The organism is Sphingobacterium kitahiroshimense (assembly GCF_025961315.1).
Classification (GTDB): domain Bacteria; phylum Bacteroidota; class Bacteroidia; order Sphingobacteriales; family Sphingobacteriaceae; genus Sphingobacterium; species Sphingobacterium anhuiense.
Map to the genome: position 1 here is coordinate 5,368,452 of NZ_JAOQNK010000001.1, position 22,399 is coordinate 5,390,850.

The 22,399-nt window shown below is 35.0% G+C and carries 26 protein-coding genes; 12 read left to right on the plus strand and 14 right to left on the minus strand.

Annotation, left to right across the window (positions count from 1 at the left end):
* Nucleotides 1-7: 7 nt before the first annotated feature.
* The 5 genes from M2265_RS23055 to M2265_RS23075 are packed head-to-tail and all read left to right on the plus strand — an operon-like array spanning nucleotide 8 to nucleotide 6,058.
* On the plus strand, nucleotides 8-1,339 hold the full coding sequence (locus M2265_RS23055) for a beta-carotene 15,15'-monooxygenase (RefSeq protein ID WP_132770352.1): 1,332 nt from the start codon (nucleotides 8-10) through the stop codon (nucleotides 1,337-1,339).
* Between the two features lie 11 nt (nucleotides 1,340-1,350).
* Nucleotides 1,351-2,820: a hypothetical protein gene (locus M2265_RS23060; RefSeq protein ID WP_132770350.1), complete on the plus strand. Its 1,470-nt coding sequence runs from the start codon at nucleotides 1,351-1,353 to the stop codon at nucleotides 2,818-2,820.
* On the plus strand, nucleotides 2,810-3,208 hold the full coding sequence (locus M2265_RS23065; RefSeq protein ID WP_132770348.1) for a rhodanese-like domain-containing protein: 399 nt from the start codon (nucleotides 2,810-2,812) through the stop codon (nucleotides 3,206-3,208). The genes M2265_RS23060 and M2265_RS23065 overlap by 11 nt, the downstream gene beginning before the upstream one ends.
* On the plus strand, nucleotides 3,198-4,613 hold the full coding sequence (locus tag M2265_RS23070) for an MBL fold metallo-hydrolase (RefSeq protein WP_132770347.1): 1,416 nt from the start codon (nucleotides 3,198-3,200) through the stop codon (nucleotides 4,611-4,613). Before M2265_RS23065 ends, M2265_RS23070 begins: the two co-directional genes overlap by 11 nt.
* A gap of 14 nt (nucleotides 4,614-4,627) precedes the next feature.
* Nucleotides 4,628-6,058 (plus strand): phytoene desaturase family protein, encoded by a 1,431-nt coding sequence (locus M2265_RS23075; protein WP_132770345.1) that lies wholly within the window; start codon nucleotides 4,628-4,630, stop codon nucleotides 6,056-6,058.
* 314 nt (nucleotides 6,059-6,372) lie between these two features.
* Here M2265_RS23075 and M2265_RS23080 read toward each other — a convergent pair whose 3' ends face one another.
* A complete protein-coding gene (locus M2265_RS23080; RefSeq protein WP_132770344.1) occupies nucleotides 6,373-6,876 on the minus strand; it encodes a hypothetical protein in 504 nt (167 codons plus the stop codon).
* Nucleotides 6,877-6,895: 19 nt separating this feature from the next.
* Complete coding sequence (locus M2265_RS23085; protein WP_132770342.1) at nucleotides 6,896-7,198, minus strand: hypothetical protein; 303 nt, start codon at nucleotides 7,196-7,198, stop codon at nucleotides 6,896-6,898.
* 353 nt (nucleotides 7,199-7,551) lie between these two features.
* Here M2265_RS23085 and M2265_RS23090 point away from each other — a divergent pair, with 353 nt between their 5' ends.
* The 6 genes from M2265_RS23090 (at nucleotide 7,552) to M2265_RS23115 (ending at nucleotide 12,616) form a co-directional block, all read left to right on the plus strand.
* Entirely contained in the window at nucleotides 7,552-8,889 is a 1,338-nt protein-coding gene (locus tag M2265_RS23090; RefSeq protein WP_132770340.1) for a M60 family metallopeptidase, read from the plus strand.
* Nucleotides 8,890-9,345: 456 nt separating this feature from the next.
* On the plus strand, nucleotides 9,346-9,891 hold the full coding sequence (locus M2265_RS23095) for an RNA polymerase sigma factor (protein WP_237682795.1): 546 nt from the start codon (nucleotides 9,346-9,348) through the stop codon (nucleotides 9,889-9,891).
* A gap of 16 nt (nucleotides 9,892-9,907) precedes the next feature.
* Nucleotides 9,908-10,276, plus strand: coding sequence for a hypothetical protein (locus M2265_RS23100; protein WP_132770337.1), 369 nt, complete (start codon nucleotides 9,908-9,910; stop codon nucleotides 10,274-10,276).
* A gap of 180 nt (nucleotides 10,277-10,456) precedes the next feature.
* Nucleotides 10,457-10,747, plus strand: a complete 291-nt coding sequence (locus tag M2265_RS23105) for a hypothetical protein (protein WP_132770335.1) — start codon at nucleotides 10,457-10,459, stop codon at nucleotides 10,745-10,747.
* A 16-nt stretch (nucleotides 10,748-10,763) separates the two neighbouring features.
* On the plus strand, nucleotides 10,764-11,195 hold the full coding sequence (locus M2265_RS23110) for an Hsp20/alpha crystallin family protein (protein ID WP_132770333.1): 432 nt from the start codon (nucleotides 10,764-10,766) through the stop codon (nucleotides 11,193-11,195).
* Between the two features lie 965 nt (nucleotides 11,196-12,160).
* Nucleotides 12,161-12,616, plus strand: coding sequence for a GNAT family N-acetyltransferase (locus M2265_RS23115; protein WP_132770331.1), 456 nt, complete (start codon nucleotides 12,161-12,163; stop codon nucleotides 12,614-12,616).
* Here M2265_RS23115 and M2265_RS23120 read toward each other — a convergent pair.
* The gene (locus M2265_RS23120) at nucleotides 12,613-13,473 is read right to left on the minus strand and encodes a LysR family transcriptional regulator (RefSeq protein WP_207902431.1); all 861 of its coding nucleotides are present in this window, start codon (nucleotides 13,471-13,473) and stop codon (nucleotides 12,613-12,615) included. The genes M2265_RS23115 and M2265_RS23120 overlap by 4 nt on opposite strands.
* 157 nt (nucleotides 13,474-13,630) lie before the next feature.
* Between M2265_RS23120 and M2265_RS23125 the strand changes: the two genes are divergently transcribed.
* The gene (locus tag M2265_RS23125) at nucleotides 13,631-14,155 is read left to right on the plus strand and encodes a GNAT family N-acetyltransferase (RefSeq protein WP_132770329.1); all 525 of its coding nucleotides are present in this window, start codon (nucleotides 13,631-13,633) and stop codon (nucleotides 14,153-14,155) included.
* Nucleotides 14,156-14,344: 189 nt separating this feature from the next.
* On the opposite strand, the gene M2265_RS23130 is transcribed toward M2265_RS23125, so the two are convergent.
* The 11 genes from M2265_RS23130 to M2265_RS23180 all read right to left on the minus strand — a co-directional run bounded on the left by M2265_RS23130 (nucleotide 14,345) and on the right by M2265_RS23180 (nucleotide 22,299).
* Nucleotides 14,345-14,521, minus strand: a complete 177-nt coding sequence (locus M2265_RS23130) for a hypothetical protein (protein ID WP_021189353.1) — start codon at nucleotides 14,519-14,521, stop codon at nucleotides 14,345-14,347.
* A gap of 52 nt (nucleotides 14,522-14,573) precedes the next feature.
* On the minus strand, nucleotides 14,574-15,077 hold the full coding sequence (locus M2265_RS23135) for a hypothetical protein (protein WP_132770327.1): 504 nt from the start codon (nucleotides 15,075-15,077) through the stop codon (nucleotides 14,574-14,576).
* 200 nt (nucleotides 15,078-15,277) lie between these two features.
* Entirely contained in the window at nucleotides 15,278-15,622 is a 345-nt protein-coding gene (locus tag M2265_RS23140; RefSeq protein WP_132770325.1) for a DUF4870 domain-containing protein, read from the minus strand.
* Nucleotides 15,623-16,119: 497 nt separating this feature from the next.
* Entirely contained in the window at nucleotides 16,120-16,689 is a 570-nt protein-coding gene (locus M2265_RS23145; RefSeq protein WP_132770323.1) for an NADPH-dependent FMN reductase, read from the minus strand.
* A gap of 13 nt (nucleotides 16,690-16,702) precedes the next feature.
* The gene (locus M2265_RS23150; protein WP_132770321.1) at nucleotides 16,703-17,200 is read right to left on the minus strand and encodes a DUF2480 family protein; all 498 of its coding nucleotides are present in this window, start codon (nucleotides 17,198-17,200) and stop codon (nucleotides 16,703-16,705) included.
* 31 nt (nucleotides 17,201-17,231) lie between these two features.
* The gene (locus M2265_RS23155) at nucleotides 17,232-17,855 is read right to left on the minus strand and encodes a superoxide dismutase (protein WP_132770319.1); all 624 of its coding nucleotides are present in this window, start codon (nucleotides 17,853-17,855) and stop codon (nucleotides 17,232-17,234) included.
* Nucleotides 17,856-18,280: 425 nt separating this feature from the next.
* Nucleotides 18,281-18,730, minus strand: coding sequence for a GNAT family N-acetyltransferase (locus M2265_RS23160; protein ID WP_132770317.1), 450 nt, complete (start codon nucleotides 18,728-18,730; stop codon nucleotides 18,281-18,283).
* Nucleotides 18,731-18,791: 61 nt separating this feature from the next.
* Complete coding sequence (locus tag M2265_RS23165) at nucleotides 18,792-19,484, minus strand: O-methyltransferase (protein ID WP_132770316.1); 693 nt, start codon at nucleotides 19,482-19,484, stop codon at nucleotides 18,792-18,794.
* A gap of 152 nt (nucleotides 19,485-19,636) precedes the next feature.
* Nucleotides 19,637-20,407: an MBL fold metallo-hydrolase gene (locus M2265_RS23170; protein WP_132770314.1), complete on the minus strand. Its 771-nt coding sequence runs from the start codon at nucleotides 20,405-20,407 to the stop codon at nucleotides 19,637-19,639.
* A 70-nt stretch (nucleotides 20,408-20,477) separates the two neighbouring features.
* On the minus strand, nucleotides 20,478-21,314 hold the full coding sequence (locus M2265_RS23175; protein ID WP_132770313.1) for a helix-turn-helix transcriptional regulator: 837 nt from the start codon (nucleotides 21,312-21,314) through the stop codon (nucleotides 20,478-20,480).
* Between the two features lie 163 nt (nucleotides 21,315-21,477).
* Complete coding sequence (locus M2265_RS23180; protein WP_132770311.1) at nucleotides 21,478-22,299, minus strand: siderophore-interacting protein; 822 nt, start codon at nucleotides 22,297-22,299, stop codon at nucleotides 21,478-21,480.
* Nucleotides 22,300-22,399: the final 100 nt, after the last annotated feature.

Below are 22,399 nucleotides of genomic sequence, written 5' to 3' on the forward strand. Positions count from 1 at the left end.
TATTTTTATGGAAATAGCTATTTCAACTAAAAAATGGAGTTCAGCTGAGAGTTTCTCCATCCGGCTTTTATTTATCTTTTTTATTATTTTGACACTCCCATATGATGTTCATTTGTATCACGCTCTTCGGCACTTCAGCTTTGAATCTGCATATCAGCTAGCGACTTTCAGAACATCGTTTATAGCTGAAAGCGATTATGTGGGGAATCATTTTGAGGGATTGTACAATTGGCTCATAGCTTTAATTATTGCTTTTTTTGGTGCTGTTATATGGACTAAAAAGCGGAAGAGTCAAGAACATGAGCTCTACTATTGGCTTAGGGTACTTTTACGTTATCGTTTGGCTTTTGCCATTATTGCTTCAGGAATAGTTAAGCTGGTACCGGTTCAGTTTCCAGCTCCAACGCTTAGTGATTATAATACCGAATACGGCGATTTTTTATTATGGAAGATTTATTACTTAAGTACTGCAATCACTAAAGCTGGGTATGTTCCGGGCATAGGAGTTTTAGAGATAACTGCGGGTGTACTCTTGGTATTCCGAAAAACAGTAGCAGTAGGGGCAGGTGTGTTAATTGCTCTTTTAGCCAATATTGTCATTGTCAATTTTGTGTATGAATTGGGAGAACAGGTGTATAGTCTATTCCTATTATTAATTGCCATTACCTTATTTTCCTATGATTTACCACGTTTTTTTAATGCAGTATTTCGGCAGGTGAAAACACAGCCAGAGATTGTTAATCCGCTAGTTTCACAGCCTCTCAAAAAACTAAGGGTACTATTCAAAGGTGGGTTTTTACTATTTTTTATACTTTTTGGATTTTTGACCTACAGCTCCTGGAAAAGTAGTAATTACCCATACCCAAAGGAATCTGGAATAGCGCATATCCGAGGTTTATACAACGTGGATAAGTTTGTTCTTAATTCAGATACATTAGCCTACTCCCTGACCGACAGTAGTCGGTGGCAAAATGTGGTGTTTGAATCTTGGAATACTTTTAGTATAAAACGAAAATCAGATATCAAAGCAGATCTTCATAAACCTCGTATTATTTGGCAAGCTGATTCACTTCGCAATTTTGAAAATATCGGAAATGGTGGTCGGGAATTTTACCGTTATACCTTTGCTCAGACTCCAGATGGACGGTATCAGGTCCGTGCAATAAATAAGAGAAATGCAATACAATCATTTCAATTTGAATTGCAAAAGAGTGGTGAAAATGTGTTATTGCTGTCAGGGAAGAATGAACAAGGAGAGTCCCTACAGGTTAAATTGCGCAAGGTTAATAAAGAATACCTCTTAGACAAAGGCCGTAGAAAGCCAATTTCCATTTATTAAATTATTTCACAATGTCAGCTATAAAAAATATGTATCCGGAGAGAAGTTCTATATATCGTGCTTGGTCAACTTGGGAGAAAATAAGTTTTAGATTTGCTTTTATTTTTTTTATACTACTGGTAGTTCCCATTCAATTTTCCTGGTATAAAAAGTTATTTGAAGATTTTTCATTTTATGGACTATTGGCGAATGTCTCCGGTTTCAGACCGGAATTTATAGAGATTTCGTCAGAAAGTGGTAAGTGGGGAATAGATTCTTATGCCACCTGGGCTATTGCGGTAATTATTTCTGCTATTGGAACCGCAATCTGGACTTGGTTAGCTAGTAGGCGCCAACGCTTGTCATACAATCAACTTTATTATTGGCTTAGAGTACTGGTTCGCTATCGTATCGGTCTAGGATTGATTGCATTCGGTTTTATTAAATTTTATCCGATGCAGATGCCTTTTCCTTCAATTGCAAACCTGCATACCGATCTGGGCGATTACGCACCTTTTAAATTATATTGGCAGTCCGTAGGAGTTTCTGTTTGGTATCAGATATTCTTAGGTTTCTTAGAAATAGGAGCGGGTACATTGATGTTTTTTAGAGCCACGACGGCCATTGGAGCTATTATCAATGCAGGTGTATTATATAATATTGCCCATGCTAATTTTGCCTATGACGGGGCTGTTCATGTCTATAGTTCTTACTTTGTATTGTTATCCTTGTTTTTATTGATCCTGTATATTCCAGATTTATATCGGTTGTTTATCAAAAAAGAAGCAATTACGCCACAGTATTATCGTATAAAGTTGGACAGTAGGACTAAAAGGCGTGGATATTATCTTGCTAAAGCACTTTTTATTTTGGTATTTGTCTTTGTGTATGGTGCTTACCGCTATGATTTTCATTATTATCAGGGGCGATTAAAAGAACCCGTTATTCCAGGACTTTCCAAGGCAGTAGGCCATTATAGGGTTAGCCAATTTATCTTAAATGGTGATACCTTAACCTATTCACCTTATGATTCAGTGCGTTGGCATGATGCCGTATTTGAACGGTACTCAACACTGGTGTATAAAGTTAATAAAAAACAACCTATAGATCTAAGAAATGGAACTCCCCATAAGACAGATCTTTTTAAAGATTATGAGTTTACTGGCCGTGCCGGAGGTAGAGTATATCTATATTATGAAATTGATTCTTTGGAGAATGCGATTTATGTCGTCAATAAAGGAAGGAAGTTTAATGAAAACTTCGAAAAGGAAAATAAAAAAGAAAATGAAGTTAATCTCAAAAAACTTTATCAAACAGCAATCCGTGATAGTATTGGTATTCTCAAATGGAAATATGAAAGACCTTCCACAGAACAGATTGTGCTATCCGGTCAAGATGTGAGTTTTGATTCTATTAAAGTCGTTTTAGATAGAATTCCAGAGCAACCTTTACTTGGAAGAGGCTGGTTTTCAGAAAATAAAAAATATACTTATGTACAATAAATTAATCGTTTTATTTGTCTTGGTACTGATAGCATGTTCTGGTGTCAATGCGCAATCGTATGAAAATCTTACCGTGACAAAATTTGAGAAAGGGATCTCTGGAAAGCGGCATCAGCTCGTTGATGTGCGGACTCCAAAAGAATATGCCTTAGGGCATCTTGAAGCAGCGTCCCTGGCCGATTGGAAAGATTCGACAGTATTTGTTGCTCAAATTGGGGTTTTAGATAAATCAAGACCTGTTTACATTTATTGTCGATCTGGCAACCGAAGTAGTAAGGCTGCATCATGGCTTATTGAGCATGGTTTTAAAAAAGTATACAATCTTCAGGATGGGATAATCGGCTGGGAACAGTCAGGAAGAAAAATAGTTAAAGCAGATGATAAATAGAAGAAGTTTTCTCACGCAAAGCCTACTACTAGCTGGGACAGGGATATGGGCACAGACAAAAAAAGTAAACGATAGACAAATTATATATCAATTTTTTGATTCAGGTTTAGCACATTTCTCCTACGCCGTCTTAGTAGATAAAAAAATTATTTTAATAGATCCTGCACGTGATGCAGGATCTTATTATACTTTTGCCAAAGAGCATGGGGCAACGATCATTGGTGTCATAGAAACTCACCCGCATGCTGATTTTGTCAGTTCCCATCTCGAGATCGCTAATTATACCAAGGCGAAGATTTATATTAGTAAATTACAGAAAGCAAGTTTTGAGTTTGAGCCTTTCGATACAGGGAACACTATTAGATTAAGTCCATCTATTAGTTTAAAAGCGCTCTCTACACCTGGACATTCTCCAGATAGTATTTCTGTTGTATTAGAAAAAGACAAAGAGCCACATGCTGTTTTTACGGGCGACTCCTTATTGTTTGGCTCCGTAGGCAGGCCAGATTTACGAACATATTCAGGCGAATTTACTACTCAGCGTGAGCAATTGGCAAAGCAGCAGTTTCATACGATGCATGATATCTTCGCACTATTTCCCGATAAAACCCTTGTCTATCCTGCACATGGGGCAGGCTCTCACTGTGGTAATGCTATTCGCAATGTGAAGGAAAGTACAATTAGGGAAGAGAAACGAACCAACCCTGCTTTCACTTGGCTCGATGAGGATGAATTTGTAAGACAACTGTTGCTCGATCAGCCTGATATTCCCCAATATTTCCCTTATAATGTAGAACTCAATAAATTAGGGGCGAATGAGTTGCATAAAGCATTGTCAGCTGTTCCAATACTTGACAATAATTATTGGGAAGAAAGTGCGCTTTTTATTGATACTCGTCCTTCTTCAGCTTTTAGAATAGCGCACAGGAAGGGAGCACTAAATATTCCAGATGCTGATAAATTCGAGACTTGGTTAGGCACTTTAATTGCCCCTCGCCAGGGATTCTATGTTGTGGTTTCAGAGGTGTCAAAAATCAAGCCTATGCTACTGAAAACCGCAAAGATCGGATATGAAGTATTTGTTAAGGGTATATTTGTCTATAATCAAAACAGCGCAGATTTAAGTATAGATGATTTTGATTCGGACCTCCTTAGGGCTAATCAAGACCGATATACCATTATTGATGTTAGAACTGAAAAAGAAGCAAAGGATAAATATTTCGATAAGGTGATTAATATTCCACTTTCCGAGTTAACGGAGCGTTTGCAAGAGATTCCTGATGGAAAAACGGTACTTGTACACTGTGCTTCTGGCTATCGCTCAGGAATAGCGGCAAGTTTAATTTTGCGTTTACGACCTGAGCTAAATATTATGGATATTTCCAATGCGATTACTAAATTTTAACATTATCTTCGATTATGTCTAAAGCATATGATGTTATTATAGTCGGTTCAGGACCTAATGGAATTGCCGCAGGTATTACATTACAGAAAGCAGGATTGTCTACGCTCATCATTGAAGGTCGTGATACTGTTGGAGGAGGCATGCGTACGGCCGATTTGATTGAACCGGGATATCGACATGATATCTGTTCTGCTATCCATCCAATGGCTTTGGCTTCTCCGTTTTTTACCGCTTTGGATTTGAGTGCGCACGGACTGGAATTTATTTTTACTAATTACCAGGCTGCTCATCCCTTTGATGATGGTTCTTCGGCATTTTTAAGTCGCTCTATTTCAGAAACTGCCGAGGGATTAGGTTTGGACAGAAAGGTGTACCGCGATTTGATTGACCCTATTGTTTCCGAGTGGGATTATATCGCTTCTGCAACAATGGGTCCTTTTGAATTTCCGAAACGCCCCCTTCTATTGGCTAAATTTGGACTGCAGGCTTTAAAACCAGCGGCTACAATGGTCAATAAATTCAAGGAAACTCATACAAGAGGATTATGGGCAGGTATGTCTGCGCATGCCATTCAGCCATTTACGAATATAGCTTCTTCAGCAATAGGGTTGATATTAAGTGCTGTTGGACATAAATATGGATGGCCTATTCCTAAGGGCGGATCACAGGCTATTGCCGATGCATTAGTTTCCTTGTACACTTCCTTAGGAGGCGAATTAAAACTTAATTATTTTGTAAAAAATATTGATGAGCTGGCACCGTATAATACCGTTATGTTTGACCTAACACCGAAGCAGATCTTAAAAATAGCAGGACATAGATTGTCAGCTGCCTACAAAAAAAAGCTAGAATCTTATCGTTACGGCATGGGGGTTTTTAAAATGGATTTTATTATTGATGGAGAAATTCCGTTTTTAGATGAGCGATGTGGAGATGCTGCTACTGTTCACTTAGGTAATACTTATGAAGAAATAGCTGCTGCTGAATCACTGACATCAAAAGGCGGATATCCCGAAAAACCATTTGTAATGCTCGCTCAGCAAAGTAAATTCGATAACAGCCGAGCACCTGCCGGTAAAAATGCTGTTTGGGCTTACTGTCATGTACCTAATGGTTCGACCAGAGATGTTTCGGTTGCAGTTGAAAATCAGATTGAACGCTTTGCACCGGGATTCAAAGAACGAATCACTGCAAAAAGTACAATGAATACAGCACAATTGGAAGCCTACAACCCAAACTATATTGGAGGAGATATTAATGGTGGTATTATAGATATCCGGCAATTATTTACCAGACCAACGGTACAGTTAAGACCCTATAGAACATCCAATCAACAGATTTATATTTGTTCATCTTCTACTCCTCCAGGGGGAGGAGTACACGGTATGTGTGGTTATCATGCCGCTAAAACAGTACTAAAAGATCGCTTCAATATTTTATTATAAAGGTATTTTTGTATGATGTTGTACATCATTGCGAAAATCGTAATTAAGTGCATCACTTCATGATTTAATAGAATGGCTCATTAATCGTTATTATTATAGTTACTTTTCATTTTGAAAGCTAGATTTTTATTGTGTTTAACTCAGACATCTATACTTATTAATTCATCTGCGTAGATATCTTTGTGATGGATTTTTAATTTACCAGGTGTTTTTATATATATAAAGAAAAAATGTTCATTATCTAATTGATTATTGTAATAACTGAAAGTGTTGGTAAAACTTGGACTTTAAATTCGATATTACGTTCTACTAAATTACTTGCCAAGTACTACGATCTTGATTTCATTACCTGGTTCGAGACCACTAATACCTCCTCCAGTGTATTTGACTGTGTATTTTCCCGGTTTTATGGAATAGTTTTTTGCTAGATTAAATACAGTACTCACGCTATCATGAGGAGGTACTTGAATATAACTTTCCTCAGGAGGCGGCATCATCCGTTTGGCCATAGGGCCTGTAAATCCGGCTTCGTTCCCTTGAACATCTATAATTTCCATGTATTTACCTAAAAAGGGTTCAAAAGGTGTTTCCCATTTACAAAAATGCTGCATCGTATCTGAGTGGTTTGCCACAGTGAAGGATAATATCACAGAATCGGTGGTTAAATTGTTAGAATAGGCTCTCAAATGTGTTGCCAGTTTGGGAATTACTGTAAGAGTTTGTTTTGTTTTACTTGCAGAGCTTACTGTTTTTTGATTTCGGCAACCTGTAAACATTATAATTCCTACACCAATTATTAAAGAGAATTGACGAAGCATATTTTTGAGCTTTGGTAGTTTATTTGAATGAAATTTCCGATACTTCTATTAATTCAGGACCACCCTCAATTGGATAACCTAAAACTTTTTTACCTTTTAGAGTGACTGATTTATTAACAAAGTCATCTAACTTGACGCGAGAGCTTTGCAATGCATAGGTTTTATTTTCCGAATTTATCTTATGTGTTCCATATTGAAAAGTAGTCATTCCTAGCGGAGTTATTTCTCCTGTTAGAACTATTGTACTCATACCACCAGTCTTTTTCATTGTGCAACCTGAAAGTAAGCCTACGAGCATGGATAATATCACGATCTTTTTCATACTTAAATAAACGCAGAAAAACGAAGTAATGCTACAATTTCAATAATTAAAATGTTGAGGTCTAATACTGGAAAAATTCTATTATAATCTTTCTATGATTACTATTTATAAATCGTTATTCATTAATAATTTCTCCGATTTAAAGTTTTATAAGGTATTCATTTTAGTAATTCTTTATGAATGATTTAGAATATTATTGATTCTTCAAAACAACGTTTTCGTGATTTATGCAATCGTTTGTTTCGTGCTTTTATTTTGTCAAATTTAAATAAAGAATCACTTTTATAGTAAACTAGAAGGTAACCAAAACCTATTATAGTTGTGAAATATTATAAACTTAAATTAAATTATCGATGAGAAAATTATGTTTTTATGCGTTTGTATTATCCTTGTTTAGTTATCTATCCTCATGCAAAGTATCTGAGGGATGGGAACCTGTCATTTCTGATCCAGAACCACAAGGTTTAGCTATTGCAGATTCGGTCCAGCTTTTTAAAGTTACTCCATCAGCGGCGACGGTAGCAGATCGATTACAGTTCCGTGCCAATCACAACGATATGCAGGTCACAGGTTATTATGCAGCTCCAAACAGTACGATCACTGTAAATGTTCATGTAATTAATGGTAATACAGCGGCTCGACTTGCCATAGGTACTCCTTTTAGAGATAACATAAGACCTGTAAGGCAGTATTTCAATCTCACTTCCGGTCAGCAGACATTTACGGTTGATGAGTATGGTGGTTTGGTTTATTTAATCTATACAGCTAATAATTATACAACAACTGGGGAAATCGAGATTTCCTTTGATCAAGGATTTATTCCTGTTCCTTTCTTTCAGAAGGGTAAGACTACACATCAACAGTGGATAAGAACGCTCGATTCTTTAAAGAATAATGTGCCAGATGTTGTGTTTTCATCAGACCGAACAGTTTTAGTCGCAAATATGGACGAGGCTTTATTATTTAAAAATGAAGATCAGCAGCTTATTGTCAATCGCTTAGATTCTATTATTAATTTTTCCAACTACATCAGTGGTTTAAGTGGTACAAGCGGACTTCATGCAATACCAGATAATAAACACCTGATTACTGTAAGAGATTCGGCGTCGGGCGGCTATATGGCCGCTGGTATTTCTATTTATTATACAGAAGGACTATCTTATCGTATGTTACAACCAAAATATCTTTCCAATACGAATGGCTGGGGTATTTGGCATGAAGTTGGGCATACTTATCAACAAAAGGGATGGACCTGGGGTGGATTAACGGAAACAACGGTCAATGTTTACTCCTTGGCTTCTGAAAGAGGGTTTGGCCTTCCAATAAGTCGAATTACAGCTAATAACTTATGGCCGAAGCTAAGTAACTATTTTCTCAAACCTTTATCTGAACGAAATTATAATTCTGGAGACAATGATCTCAAACTTATTATGTTCTATCAGTTACAATTGGCATTCGGAGATAATCTATATATTCAATTAAGTAGAATAAATAGAGAGGAAAGGCCTAACGTTTCAAGCGATGAAGATAAAATGCGTTATTTTATGCTTACAACTTGTAAAATCACACAAAAGGATTTATCGGACTTTTTTAGAAAATGGGGATTAAAAGTTAATGAATCGGTTTATACAGAAATAGCTAATCTACAATTACCTATACCTGCTCAGGATCTTACTAGTCTTAAGGACTAAATTCATGCTCTAATCATTTTGATGCAATGCATACAGAATTCTGGAAAATTTATTGCATTGTATCCTAAACCTCTCTTGTCTGAGAAATTATTTCTCGACAAGAGAGGTTTATTAGTAAAGCAGATTGACTGAATAAACAGAGCTACTTTCGTTTGGACAAAAACTAATTTTTAGAGTTATATTGCTGTTATATTATAGAATATTTCATTACCCTGATTTTATATTCTAATACATCTAAAAAATCGTCCCTTTGTAATCTAAATTTCTTCGAGTTAAAGCATGGTGCAGCAATTGTGATGGCAAAAATGTTTTAACTATATTATATTTAAAACAATACCTTTATCATCATCGTTTATAAGTATGCTTAAGTGACTAGTACAAATTAATTTGAATTATTTAAAGTAATAACCCGTGACGATCGTCTATAAATGCATGGATGCTACTCATACCTTAAACATGTCTTATAAAAAAACATCTTCAATATCCGAGGTCGTCAAAAACTATGGCTCACAATTGCTTCGTTTCATCAATGGAAAGGTTAAAAAGATAGAGGATGCTGAAGATATTTTGCAAGAAGTATGGTATCAGACAAGCCGGCTTTCTAATATCGACCAGTTGGAGAATATGAGCGGATGGCTTTATGCGGTGGCTAAAAATAAGATAACAGATCTATATCGTAAAAAGAAACCAGAATCTTTGGAAGATCATACCTATGAAGATGATGAGGGAAAGATACAGATTAAAGAAATATTACTGGCTGATGATACAAATGATGCCGAGCTGAAAATGTTCAAAGATCTTTTTTGGGATCAGCTTATGAAAGCTTTGGATGAATTGCCCGAAAAACAGCGAAATACTTTTTTATGGCATGAGATTGAGGATATGACGCTACAGGAAATAGCAGATCAAGAAGGAGAAAGCATAAAGACTATCATCAGTCGTAAAGGATATGCTGTGAAGCATCTTAGAGAAAGGCTTCGCGTGCTTTATAATGAAATTTAATATTAAAAGATAACTTATGAACAATAGATTTAGTGGCAATAAAAAGAAAAAACTTTTTTTTATGATCCCTTGCGGAATCACACTTGCCTTATTATTTGTATGGGGAGTACAGTTACTCTGGAATGTACTTATGCCCGAAATATTTGGTTTAAAGATAATCTCTTTTTGGCAGGCTTTTGGTCTTCTACTCTTATCGAAGATTCTTTTTGGTGGTTTTAGATTTAAAGGTCGTAGAGGTGGCATGTGTCATGGACATGATTTTAACAACCCTTCACAACAGTTCAGTGATGAGGATAGATCCAGATTCAAAGCAGAATGGAAACGTAGATTTTCAGCAGCTTGCCACGATCGGAATAGAAATGATGATGAAATTAAAAAGCAGTAAAAGGAATATAGATTAAAGTAAAAAAGAGCAACGAAATTCATTTTGTTGCTCTTTTTTTATACGCTACAATTTCTTTCAGGCCCATAATACTTTGAAAAAAGATATTTTTTTTAAAGTATTATGGATTCAAGTGCGTCTTCTATCAAAAGGCCTTTAAAATAATTATAAAAAAAACAAGACATGAAAAATAAAATTCGATTTATCATACCAAAGCTCTTAGGAGTAACAATCGTTGTAGGTTTATTGTCCTTCGTCATCGGACTGCTTTTTAAATTATTAGTAGCAGCTACGATTCTGAGTGCGGTAGGGATATTTATAGCTAGCAGGATGCGTAATAAGAAATCTAAAAAAATGTTGCGGGAATATTGGACCCCTGTTACGCCTGATTTTAGAACAGATAACAGTTCGCCATTGCGTCCAGTTTCTCACAAAGTTCAACACACTAATTTCGCCATTATCCCGATCAATTAATTTTAATACAAAGACAATGTTTAATAGAAATAATAACACCGCAGACTGTTTTGCTAAATACGGCAAGTTAAAAAATCAATTCGAACAGCAATTTGGAAAGTTTAGAAATGAGTTTTCTCGTGATATACGTCCACTTGTCAATATCGAAGAGAATAGTGCATTTTTTACACTTCAACTCTATGCTGCTGGTCTCAAGAAAGAGCAGTTTAAAATTGAAATAAAAGATAAAATATTGACAATATCGTATGAAGCCCCTGTACAGGAACAGAGCGAAGAGCAGTATATGTACCGTGAATTTATTCCACAATCTTTCAGCAGATCGTTTCAGTTGAACGAGCAGGTCTCTAATGTCAATTTAACAGCAAGTTATGAAGAGGGAGTTTTAACTGTAATCCTTCCAAAAGACAGCACATCTTATAGACCAGCCCAACATGTTAAGGTAGGTTGATGATTATTTGTGGTTTTGTAATAAAAGAAATGGCTTAGTGAAAACTAGGCCATTTTTTCATAAAAATAATATGAATCGTTTGTTATTAACTCTTGAGGGCTTGACCAGTTCTATGTTTTTCTCAATGTAAGAGGGAGCATTTACTTTTTTAGGCTTTTAGAGTCGGTCAAGTTACTCAGCTAGGGACATTTTAGATTTACCATCAACAACAACTTTTTTGTCATTAACAGGAGTTTCTATGCAACGATATTTTACTATTCAGCAAGGCGATCATGTGTCGTATTGAAATTACTCTTTTGATCCAGCGACAGGGAGATAAATGAAAGAAATGAGTTATACTTTTTAGGTATCAATTATTAATTAATTGATACTTTTTTGTTATTGTATGAGGTTTAGGAAGCCGTATTGATTGTTTATTAAAATCCTGATATGAAAAATGCCAGAGGTATTTTTGATTTTTTGGACAGCAAACTTTCAATAGTCAGATATCATGTGAGATTGAAATATATACTTTCGGGAATGTTGGAAAGCAATTTTGATTGGTAATGGATAACCAAACTTTAACTAACGAATCTTTGGAATTGACAGCGCTGAGATCATCGTATTTATCAAAGCTCCATATGATGAACAGGACGATTTTTTGACGAGCAGATTTTATTTATTTAATCTTTTTTTATTACCCTTATTTTCTAGTGATTTCGGGGTATATTATTTTATATATTTTGGGAGCTACTTAGGAATGCTTCGCTTTTTTTCTTAGGTTGTCTCCATTTTTTATGTGCATAGGGTTGGAAATATGAGGGGTGAGAAATAAAATAGAGTCATTTTGTTGATGCAAAAATTGAATTAGATAATCACAAAATAGCATTTTTCAAAACTTTTTATTTGGGTAATTTTACAGCATGTTAATGGGATAAAATAATACCAATTACAAAATAGCTTAAAAATAAGATGAAAAATTGATTATGGAAAAAATATATGCAATAAAATCATTTAAAGAACTATCTAATGAGGAGCTCTACCAAATATTAAAGCTTAGAAGCGAGGTGTTTGTGGTAGAACAGCATTGTGTTTTTCAGGATATGGATAACAAAGATCAGGAGAGTTTACATGTTATGTGCTATATAGATGACAAGTTAGCTGCATATACTAGAGTTCTTCCGGAAGGATTGAGTTTTGAGGAAGTATCTATAGGAAGAGTAATTACATCTCCGCTTTATAGGGGGCTTGGATTAGGAAAAGAAATAATGGAACAATCAATAGCGGTTTGTGAAAAGCTGTTTGGTATTAAGCCTATACGAATTGGTGCACAGCTTTACCTGAAGAAATTCTATAACGAATTCGGATTTGTGGAAATTGGTGATGTATACATTGAGGATGGTATCGTACATATTGAAATGGTAAGGAATTCAAATAATTAGATTAGGTTAAGGACGTTTTTAATAATGATATTGGGATCATCTTTACGCCAGTTGATGTAAAGATCTGTATAAAAAGGTAGTGAAATGAAACGAACACCTGTTGCATTGTTGAGATCATATGATTGGGGTAAAATAGAAACACCTAGCCTTTTTCTAATCAGAGGTATAATAGTTGATCCAAATTGACAAGAAATGTAGGATTCTGGATCTATGTCATAATGGGCAAAAACCTTTTTAATTAGAGTAGCATAACTGCTATTTAATCCTCCATATGTGAGTATAAACTTTTGAGCACTGAGATTAGCGTTAGAAATATCGTCGCTAGTTTTAAAATCATGATCTTCAGGGACAACAAGACAAAGATTTTCAGTACTCAGTTTTTTCGAATTAATAAATGGGGAGTGGTTGATATCTCTGCTGAATAACATATCAATTTTGTAATTTTTTAGTGATTCTTCTTCCTCTTCATAAGCAAGCTGTAGCAGCTCTACTTTTAATTTCGGAAAAACGGACGAAATTTTTGATATCATGTCGGGCAGGACCGCTGAAGACAAGGAATCTGGATATGCCAACTTGAGTGTGCCACACTCCCCTAAATGGATTTGAAGAGCTTGCTGCTGTATGATATCAAGATTAATGAGTTCTGCTTGCCACTTATCCTTTAGAAACATACCTGTGTCCGTTAATTTTACATTTCTCTTGTCTCTATAAAAAAGTTTGAGATTCAATTCGCTTTCCAAGGCCATAATCTGCCTGCTAAGTGCTGATTGAGTAATACCTACTTTTTCAGAAGTATTCCAGAAATGTAGTTCATCGGCTAATGTAAGAAAGTATTTAATCTGCTGAATATCCATCATGCAATTTAATCAAAAATCGGATATGTCATTGATAATTGAGATATTTAATACCTGTATTAGCACTTACGTAAGGTAGAATTTTTGTGATTGTAGAAGCTGAAAAAAATATGAAATGTTTAAATTATGAATTGGAATTTTTACCAGATAAGATAACACTATGCAAAATATAGCAATAAAAAGAGTCACTCTTGATGACATTACAGTACTGCAGAAAATCGGCAGAGAAACATTCTTTGAAACATTCTCCAACAGCAACTCGGAGGAAAATATGCAACAGTACTTAGAAGATGGTTTTTCTGTTAAAAAGCTCAGGGAAGAATTAGGGAATAGGGACTCTGAATTCTATTTTGCGGTACATGATGAATACGTAATTGGTTATTTAAAACTAAATTATGGAAGGTCACAAACCGAATTGAAAAATGAAGCGAGTTTGGAAATCGAACGAATTTATGTATTACAGAAATATCAAGGAAAAAAAATTGGCCAAATACTATATGAAAAAGCAATTCAGATTGCACATGATAAACAGGTTAAATATGTATGGTTAGGTGTTTGGGAACAAAATCTGCGAGCGATTAATTTTTACAAAAAAAATAATTTTATCGAGTTTGATAAGCATATTTTTAAGTTGGGTAATGACGCGCAGACTGATATTATGATGAAAAAAAATATTACCATATAACGATCGTTTTTTTTAAGTGATTTAATATCATATTGTAACTTCATAAGTTTATAAATAGACATGAATAGGTTCTTTGCGTCTTTTTACCCGTAAAAGATTTCTATTGAGAAAGTAGCATTGATGCGATCGGCTGTAAATCTAGAATTGCTACTATCTTTTAAGAAGAGGCTTAGTACTGGGAAGTATATGTTAATTTTCCAGAAGCCAATTAATTCCTACGACCAACATGATGATGACAGCAATTACATATTTTATTTTGATCACTTGTTGTTTTCGATAAGCAATGTAAATACCACAGGCCATAATAATAGCAAAGGCAATGATAATCCAGCCAAATGAGAGATTATTTCCAAGTTTAATTTCCATTATAATTCTAGTATTGATTTAAATGTTGATGATGTTTTAAAATGAATGTTATTTAATCTTTTTCAATTATAACATTGGTTATTTTATAATTGAAATTAGTATTGTCTCGTTCGCTTTCAGGTTTTTCTAACTCAGTGTAATGTACTGTACCTGTCATCTTATATGTCGTATGTTTTTCGAGATTAATCTTTTCTCCAGTATTATCAACAACGTAAAAATCTTTAAGTGAGTATTTTTTTTGGTCCATTGGAATCTCAAATAACACGTTATTCTTATTCGTTCCAATAGGAAGAATAACACTGGTTGCAGTAAATTTTTCCGAGCTGAATGCACTGGATTTTACAACGAAATTCATCGGTATGAACGTTGATTTACCTGATGAAAAAGTAAATAGGGGAGCATCAAATTCACCAATTAATGTTATAGATTTATCCTCATTGTCATAATTGGATTCCATTGCTTTAATGGTATCGATGGATGAACCATTGCAAGAGGATAGGGATATAAGACCAAGGGATGCTAACAGCAGAGCTGGTATTTTTATTTTTGATGCCATATAGCGTTTTATTATTGTATGGTTAGTTCTCTATTTTTATAAAAATACAATTTTATTGAATAAATTTTGAACAGCATTTTAAATTCGTTAAAGATGAATTTAAATTCGTTATAAGATGGGCTTCTATGTAAAAGAGGGTGATTGTGAAGGAGTGTATAAAAAAGGAAGTATTCAACTAGAACACTTCCTTTTTTATGATGTTAAATCACTGAGAACCATTTTTGGTAAAGATGTCCAATAAATGGCAACTCTTTTTCTTCTCCTTTAGCAGCACTTAGGATACCTAAAACAAGCATCACAAGAATAGCAATTCCGATGACCGATACTAAAATATTACCAACCATGGGAATAAATCTTAAAATGCCGGCAACTAGTGCAGTAACGGTTATTCCGATACTTTGGCGAATATGAAATCTTCCTAAATTGGTCGCATTTTTACTATTCATAACAAGTGCGGCGACAAGGCCGATGATGGTTAAATAGGCTATTATTGCAACTGTCTTTCCATTATTGGTGTCTGCCGAAATGTTTTTATTCTCTCTCATAACTAATTATTTTATTTTCCCCAAATTTAGAAGCTTTGCCTTTTTGAAACTATAGCCGAAATTGGGGGTATTTATAATACGAGAATAGTATTGGGATTAAAATGATTTCAATAGCCTAGAAAGTCGGCACTGTATAATGAAAAGAGTTGGTTAGACCAATATTTAATTCTTTTGATGAAATGTTCAGTACTATTTTTGGTTAATCACTATTCACGCTCCAATAGAAAACCTCGCGATATAAACCTTTTTATGATGTAATCGATATCAACGAGATGAATCAAGGTATGGTTTGTTAATTATCAAAATCTAAAGCTTATATCTTAGATTTTGATAATTATTTTTTGAAAGGTGAAATTTTGATCACATAACAGCGGCTGTACTGTGTATCGTTAGCTATGATCATTATACAGTGTAATAGACATGTAAATCGGTCTTAAATAACATAAATAGATCTGTTGTAGCTATTTCAATTATTAAAAAAACTATTTTGATCATTCTTATTGATTTATTGCTGGTATAGCTGTAATGGTTTTTGTTGTAGCTAAATTGATCAACAGATTTAGTCTGTCTTTGTATGTCTGCGAAATTTCTCCACTTATGTTCGGATCAAATAATTCTTTTTTTGAAATTGGCACACTGTAAGGAAGTGGCCATGCCCGGAGTGATTTGGCGATCGCATCCATGGTATTGATTCCTTGCATCGCTTGTACCCCATCTGCCCAACATACTAGCCCCACTGTTTTATCCGTTAGGTATGGATTATTTTTCTTAGCACTTACCTCTAGCCAGTCTAAACAGTTTTTCATGACCCCAGGGATGCTTCCATGGTATAAAGGAGCTAACCAGAAGTGTATATCGGCCTCCCGAAACAGGTTGTTCATAACCTGTACACCATTAGGTATTCTGGTCAATGTACAGTCGAATAGCGGAATACCACTATCTGCAAGGTCAAATATGTGACTTTCAATGCCGAAATTTTCTAATCCTGATTTTATGTATCTGGATAATAGGTTTGAGGTAGAAAATGATCTTCGTTCTAATGCTCCGTTAAATATTATTGCTTTCATAGCGTTTATTTTATTATTTAAAAATGACTTTAGGCAGACCGATTTCACCATACATAAGTGTTCTTACAATAGGTTTTAAACGTTGAGTTGCTAACATATAGAGTGCGGGATGTAAATCAGGCCGTGCGCGGAGGACTACTTTTTGATTTTTAAATGATGAGATAGATGCATTTTCAATATTTGATTTCCACAGTTCTAATTTCATAGAATCAACATCTATGAAATCAAAATGAGCGGCATGAGGTTGTAGTTTATCGGCTATAATCATATACACCCAGGGTGGAATAATAGCATCAGCTGAACAGTACACTGCAACTGTTTTTGCCACAAATACGGAAAAATCAATTTCTGAAATAGCTATTTTGAATTCTTTCTCTTTTACAATCATGCCCATAAAAAGTAGGTTTTTAATATCAAATTCTGCTATTTCATCTGCTGGCATAAAGTCCAGCAGATCGAAAGCGATTATGCCAGATGCAGTTACTTTATTTATAAATTGTTCCTCTGCCATTTTGCGTTTATTTATAGATGGTTGCACTAATTTAAATTGTTAAAAGAGCCTCTTCGTATTTTTTTTCAACAGCAGCCCAGTCTAATACTGACCAGAAAGCATCTAGATAATCGGCTCTTTTGTTTTGATATTTGAGGTAATAGGCATGTTCCCAAATGTCCACCCCTAGTATAGGCAATCCTCGATTTGTTACATTAATATCCATCAGTGGATTGTCTTGATTTGGCGTACTGCTTATCGCTAGCGCACCACTGTAGGAAACAAATAGCCAAGCCCAGCCTGAACCAAACTGTCCTAACCCTAGTTTTTTAATTTCTTCTTTAAGTTGATCAAGACTACCAAAGCTCCGGTTGATGGCCTCGACCAATTTTCCTTCGGGAGTAGTTCTTGCTGTGGGTGAAAGGATACTCCAGAAAAGGGAGTGATTATAATGACCGCCTCCATTATTACGCACCGCTGGACTGTATTTACTGATATGTTTTATTAAATCAGGAAGTTCCAGATTTTTGATGTCGTCTTGTTCAAGTGCCTTGTTTAAATTATCCACATATGCTTGATGATGGCGGCTATGGTGGATGGTCATGGTCAGGGTGTCAAAGTGTGGCTCTAGTGCTTCGTAGGTATAGAGAAGGGCAGGGAGTTCAAATTTGCTCATAGTATAACTGTTTTAATTAAATCCTTGAACAAATTTAAAGAGATTAACTTAATAAAGCAAGCTTAATCTTGTTTTATTGTGAAACTAGAAATTATGTTGATATAGGCTTCAATTTGGCACGTAAAAATTACAGCTTGTTGAGCAGCGAAGAAGAATTGCAACGATGTAACTATAGAAAAACTGTTCTTAAATTCAAGTATGGGTGCTCATGGCATGGAATATTCGGAGTTTACAAGCTTGAGGAAAGCAAATTTAAACGACAGTTTTTAGATATTATTAAAGGTATAATGTTTTATTTATCTTAATATAGATTGCTAAGTATAGTTCAATAGATTTGGATTCACATTAAATTTACATGTTTTAGTCTATCAAAAGTTTCTGGGAATGATATTACTTGTTTAGCACTTGCTGTGGAAAAAATAAAGTTAAATATTTTTTTCAAAGCAAATGCTACTTGCGATACCTGTATATTGACCATAGTTTGGAATTATAGTAAATGCATGTTTTTTATATAAACCAATGGCTTCAATCATCTTATTACCGGTTTCTAAAATACATCGTTTATAATCCAATTCTTTTGCCCAATGCTCCAATTCTTTTAATATTGTGCCGGCAATTCCATTTCCTCTTTGCCCAATAGAAACAAACATACGTTTAATCTCGATCGTGCTTTCCTCATATTCTTTTAATGCACCACACCCCACAGGTTCGTCATTTATATAAACAATGACAACATGCTTAATCAATTCTATTTTGTTGTACTGCGCAAAAAAATCATTTATATCACCATTTTTAATAGCGAGATCTTGGTCTAATTGGATTGTTAGAGTTTTAAAATCTTGATGATCTGAATTTGTTCTTAATATACTCCACATATGCTTGCTTATAATCTATAAATAACTATTATTTTCCTTGTAAATCTAAGTTCTTAGTCTTTTAACTTATTTTAATGGTAAATTCCATCGCTTTTTTAGGCCGTATTGTAGTTGATATATAGCCGTTTTCAGGCTTTCTCATATAATCCAGATAGTCCTGCATAGAAGGCTGAAAGCCCTGGACATCATCGACTATAATAACTGCACCCTTTTTTAGATTTGGTTCCAATAACTTGAAAATAGGAAAAACAAGATCCGGCCATCCGTCAAGCAGTACAAAATCAATAGGTTCGTTTATGTTTCTTAAAGTTTCTCTAGCATCGCCCTCCCATATGTCTGCGTACTCGGATAATCCTGCTTCTTCAATATTTTGTCGCGCTATTTTGACTTTATGCGGCATATATTCTGTGGATATCACTTTTCTACCATTGTCTTTTGCCGCTTTTGCAAGGTAGATTGTTGAAATCCCAAAAGAAGTTCCGAATTCGACAATGTTTTTGGCATTTAATGCCCTAGCCTGCATATATAAAAATGTACCTTGGTAAGGCAATATGGGGATATATTTGTCATCATAAAAAGATTCTTTTTCCGTTTTCCAATCAATTCCTTTTCCAAACATTTTGAATGCTTTTGGTAGGAAATGAAATACCATTGACCATCCTTGTTTCAATGCTTCTGTATATAGTCTGGAAAGTGTGGCTTCTATTTTTGAATCATCTAAAAAAGCGAATAATTCCGGTTTTACTTTAGGCATATTATTTTGGTTAAGCGTAAATATTGTTTTTCCCTTAATGAAGCAGATTTCTTTAAATGCTAACTTTGATTTCTATACGTTTTTACGGAAATTTGTACTCCGCTTGCTAATGGACATATTAAAGGTAGTTATTTTTATGACATGCGTTTACCTTATAAATTAATGCTAAATTGATTGAATTCGTTAATGTCGTGATAACCAAAAACTTTTATTTCAGGATTTTGAGCGACAAACTGACGTATGTTGTTTAATGTTGCTATTCTGAGCTCATTATTGTCGGCTCTATTTTCCGCGAGTTTACACACCGGATGAGTATCATCCTTTAACTCCTCTCGAAGATAATAGGCATCTGCAACGTAAAAAAGGCTACTCGAATCAAGATCTATTGCTATCCCGCAATGACCGTGGCTATGTCCAAACAAAGGGATGAACGATAAGCCTATTGAACCAACGTTGATGGGTCTGGATTCAAGCCCGTACCAATTACTTTCTGATGGCCCATAAGTTACGATCTTTGGATTATGGAGCAAGGGTGTTTGCAGATATCTTGGGTTTCCAGAGTTGAAATTAATATATTCTTCTAAACCAACATGAACTGTTGCGTTCGGAAAGTCGGGAAGACCTCCAATATGATCGTTGTCCAAATGTGATATAATACAATCGGTAACTCTTGAAGGATCTAAACCTAGCTTTTCGATTTGACGAATAGCAGTTTGAGATTCGTCAAACCGGTAGCCAACCATTTCAATAGCTTCTTTACCAATCCGTTCGATAGGATTTTGTATGTCAGCTAATCCAATTCCTGTATCTATCATTATGAGTCTATTTTTAGCTTCCAATAATAGGCAGTGACCTATAGCCCTAAGATCCATTGAAGACTGGATTTCTACACAATTTAGATGATGTATTTTTATTTTTTCCATTATGAGTTGTTCTATAAGACAAAGAAAAGGTCCCTGTTGTTGGTATCATAGAACTGTAGCGACATTATTGTTAATGTTTCATAATACGCAGTGGGCCTATATCTTCAATTTTGTCAGTTTCATAAGTATTTTTGGGCAATTGTAATTCTAAAAATTCTTTTGGAGAAAAGCTGGAAAATAATTTAAATTCTCTATTAAAATGTGAGTGATCTGCATATCCAAGTTTATATGCAATATCACTTAGTCTATTGTACTGCCCGTTTTTTAATAACTGGAGGGATTTCTGAAATTTAACAATTCTGAAATATGATTCAGGACTGACACCTACTTCTTCTTTGAATTTACGCTGAAATTGCCTTCTGGATAGACAATATTGTTGAGCCAATAAAGCAGAATCAATGTTACTTTCACAATTACGGATTCTATGGACACTATCTTGGATGATGTGCTCCTTTTTTGCCCGTAAGAGCTTTTGATAAATTTCTTGACTGAATAACTCAACAAGATGCTGGACAGATCTAGCTTCTAATAATCTTTCGGTGAAGGTTTTTGAAAAAAAAATATTCATATCCACCAGTGAATCGGTCAGTTCGTAACTGTTAATCGAAAATAATTGTTTGACTGTGGCAGGTTGAAAACTGACGCCAAAGATGCTAGATTGTCTATGTATGAAGTTGGTACAAGGGCTGGCGCTCTTTTGACCGTACATAAAAGTAATGGGTAGCGGGACAGTATCCCTATATAAGTTTGAATTTCCGTTGTTATGCTGAAAAATTATACCCGGTGCTCCGTCAGCAAAGATTTTATAGGATTCAATAGCGGAAGAGGAATTAGGGACAACAGTGTGCCAGAATTCATAAACTACACTTCTTAGATCCGGTGGAGGTTGTATTTTTGATATTTTCATATTTTGACCTTTAAAATGAATTTGTTGTGTTATGCATGGGCAAAAAGCATTTTAATATTGTCTATGCAATTCTACACTAACCAAATCTGAAATAAGGGGTGTTTACAAGTAAATCACCCCTGTGATAATCATTTAACTAAGATAGTTATTGCATTCGTTTTTATCATTTTCCACTTTCATTTTCCTCATGTCTTTCTGTGGCCGATTTATCTTCAGCTACACCAGATTTCCAGTAGGAGTACGCATAAAGTTCTTCTTGTCTCCAGCCTTTTTCTTTTCGTAAATAATGACGTATTTCTTTCACAGAAGAAAATTTTGCCGCTACATAACCCGAGCGGGAGTGCTCTGGAAGTGATTGTTGTTTAACAACTGTTGCTATGTTACTACCTAATTGAGGACTGGAGTTGTAGAGCCAAATAAATTTGATATCCGCTTTGGTCGATAATTGCTGTTCATCCTCTTTGCTGTGTACTTCGATGATACAGATACCTTTTGCTGTCTCGGGCAGATCCTCTAATATTGCTCCAAGTACCGGAATGGCAGTTGCATCGCCTACTAAGAGATAGTTCGCTGCTTTACCGTATAATTCACTTTTACCATCTTTCATTAAAACACCCAGTAGATCACCTTTTTGAGCATGAATGGCCCAAGAAGATGCAGGTCCTTCATCACCATGTGCAACAAAGTCAATATAAATTTCTTTTTTTTGAAGATTGATACCCCTATGTGTGTAGGTTCGAACTATAGGGCGAATCTCATCGGGTTGGGGTTTCCACTGCTTTTTGTCATAATCAAATTCTGGAAAATAAACAGTGCCGATTCCCGCGGGAGGTATAAGTATCTTGTTATTGACTCCGATTGTCGTATTACTGAATGATGGAACACTTTCGCCCGTGAGGTATATGCGAATATAATGCGGTGTAATATATGCTTTACGGCTTACCGTTAATGTAGCCTGTAGGGGTTTGAAATTTTGTTTACTCATTTTATACGTTAATTAACTTATTTGCTTAATGATCTCTTGAAAATCTGCTATGTGATTATTTCATTTTGGGCATCTTTACTTGATGGGAATAATGATAAGT

Coding starts and splice junctions, on each gene's coding strand:
- M2265_RS23055 (WP_132770352.1), top strand. CDS start 8: ATGGAAATAGCTATTTCAACTAAAAAATGGAGTTCAGCTGAGAGTTTC.
- M2265_RS23060 (WP_132770350.1), top strand. CDS start 1,351: ATGTCAGCTATAAAAAATATGTATCCGGAGAGAAGTTCTATATATCGT.
- M2265_RS23065 (WP_132770348.1), top strand. CDS start 2,810: ATGTACAATAAATTAATCGTTTTATTTGTCTTGGTACTGATAGCATGT.
- M2265_RS23070 (WP_132770347.1), top strand. CDS start 3,198: ATGATAAATAGAAGAAGTTTTCTCACGCAAAGCCTACTACTAGCTGGG.
- M2265_RS23075 (WP_132770345.1), top strand. CDS start 4,628: ATGTCTAAAGCATATGATGTTATTATAGTCGGTTCAGGACCTAATGGA.
- M2265_RS23080 (WP_132770344.1), bottom strand. CDS start 6,876: ATGCTTCGTCAATTCTCTTTAATAATTGGTGTAGGAATTATAATGTTT.
- M2265_RS23085 (WP_132770342.1), bottom strand. CDS start 7,198: ATGAAAAAGATCGTGATATTATCCATGCTCGTAGGCTTACTTTCAGGT.
- M2265_RS23090 (WP_132770340.1), top strand. CDS start 7,552: ATGAGAAAATTATGTTTTTATGCGTTTGTATTATCCTTGTTTAGTTAT.
- M2265_RS23095 (WP_237682795.1), top strand. CDS start 9,346: ATGTCTTATAAAAAAACATCTTCAATATCCGAGGTCGTCAAAAACTAT.
- M2265_RS23100 (WP_132770337.1), top strand. CDS start 9,908: ATGAACAATAGATTTAGTGGCAATAAAAAGAAAAAACTTTTTTTTATG.
- M2265_RS23105 (WP_132770335.1), top strand. CDS start 10,457: ATGAAAAATAAAATTCGATTTATCATACCAAAGCTCTTAGGAGTAACA.
- M2265_RS23110 (WP_132770333.1), top strand. CDS start 10,764: ATGTTTAATAGAAATAATAACACCGCAGACTGTTTTGCTAAATACGGC.
- M2265_RS23115 (WP_132770331.1), top strand. CDS start 12,161: ATGGAAAAAATATATGCAATAAAATCATTTAAAGAACTATCTAATGAG.
- M2265_RS23120 (WP_207902431.1), bottom strand. CDS start 13,473: ATGATGGATATTCAGCAGATTAAATACTTTCTTACATTAGCCGATGAA.
- M2265_RS23125 (WP_132770329.1), top strand. CDS start 13,631: ATGCAAAATATAGCAATAAAAAGAGTCACTCTTGATGACATTACAGTA.
- M2265_RS23130 (WP_021189353.1), bottom strand. CDS start 14,521: ATGGAAATTAAACTTGGAAATAATCTCTCATTTGGCTGGATTATCATT.
- M2265_RS23135 (WP_132770327.1), bottom strand. CDS start 15,077: ATGGCATCAAAAATAAAAATACCAGCTCTGCTGTTAGCATCCCTTGGT.
- M2265_RS23140 (WP_132770325.1), bottom strand. CDS start 15,622: ATGAGAGAGAATAAAAACATTTCGGCAGACACCAATAATGGAAAGACA.
- M2265_RS23145 (WP_132770323.1), bottom strand. CDS start 16,689: ATGAAAGCAATAATATTTAACGGAGCATTAGAACGAAGATCATTTTCT.
- M2265_RS23150 (WP_132770321.1), bottom strand. CDS start 17,200: ATGGCAGAGGAACAATTTATAAATAAAGTAACTGCATCTGGCATAATC.
- M2265_RS23155 (WP_132770319.1), bottom strand. CDS start 17,855: ATGAGCAAATTTGAACTCCCTGCCCTTCTCTATACCTACGAAGCACTA.
- M2265_RS23160 (WP_132770317.1), bottom strand. CDS start 18,730: ATGTGGAGTATATTAAGAACAAATTCAGATCATCAAGATTTTAAAACT.
- M2265_RS23165 (WP_132770316.1), bottom strand. CDS start 19,484: ATGCCTAAAGTAAAACCGGAATTATTCGCTTTTTTAGATGATTCAAAA.
- M2265_RS23170 (WP_132770314.1), bottom strand. CDS start 20,407: ATGGAAAAAATAAAAATACATCATCTAAATTGTGTAGAAATCCAGTCT.
- M2265_RS23175 (WP_132770313.1), bottom strand. CDS start 21,314: ATGAAAATATCAAAAATACAACCTCCACCGGATCTAAGAAGTGTAGTT.
- M2265_RS23180 (WP_132770311.1), bottom strand. CDS start 22,299: ATGAGTAAACAAAATTTCAAACCCCTACAGGCTACATTAACGGTAAGC.